The organism is Pseudomonas sp. EL_65y_Pfl1_R83, assembly GCF_963970695.1.
Classification (GTDB): domain Bacteria; phylum Pseudomonadota; class Gammaproteobacteria; order Pseudomonadales; family Pseudomonadaceae; genus Aquipseudomonas; species Aquipseudomonas tritici.
In genome coordinates this window covers 1-458 of record NZ_CAXAQI010000413.1, presented here as the reverse complement: position 1 = coordinate 458, position 458 = coordinate 1, and the positions used below count along the sequence as shown (strand labels likewise).

The following is a 458-nucleotide window of genomic DNA, read 5'->3' as shown; positions in this document are numbered from 1 at the left end:
ATCGGCAATCCAGAGCTCTTCGCCGAGCGTGACGAGGCTGAAGGTGTGCGTCAGCGGTGGCACATCGGTCGCCCCCAGCCAGACCCGCGCGAGCACCGGGCTGGCGACGAAGCCCAACGCCGCCAGCGCATCGAGGAACAGCCGGTTATGCTCGAAACAATAACCGCCGCGCCCGGCCGTCACCAATTTGGCGAAGACGGAGTCGCTGTCGATCGCAATGCCGCGCCCGAGCAAGACGTCGAGATTCTCGAACGGGATCGCCAGCCGGTGCGCGCGCTGCAGCGCCGCCAGACCGTAGGAATCGACGGTCGGGCGGGCAGGCAGGCGTATGCGGGCGAGATAGGCGTCGAGATCGAAGGCGGTCTCGCTCATGCAGCGAAAGCCTCCGCCGTTACCGAATAGAGCACGTCCGCCGTGGCGGTCGCCGCCGCCTTCAGCCCCAGCGCCTCGGGCACGAT

General features: G+C 67.7%; 1 protein-coding gene. It reads right to left on the bottom strand.

All coding sequences use genetic code 11. The features are described from left to right. Nucleotides 1-372 (bottom strand): arylamine N-acetyltransferase family protein (locus AACY08_RS29575; RefSeq protein ID WP_339472630.1); only part of this gene is annotated, 372 nt, incomplete at its 3' end. Nucleotides 373-458: the final 86 nt, after the last annotated feature.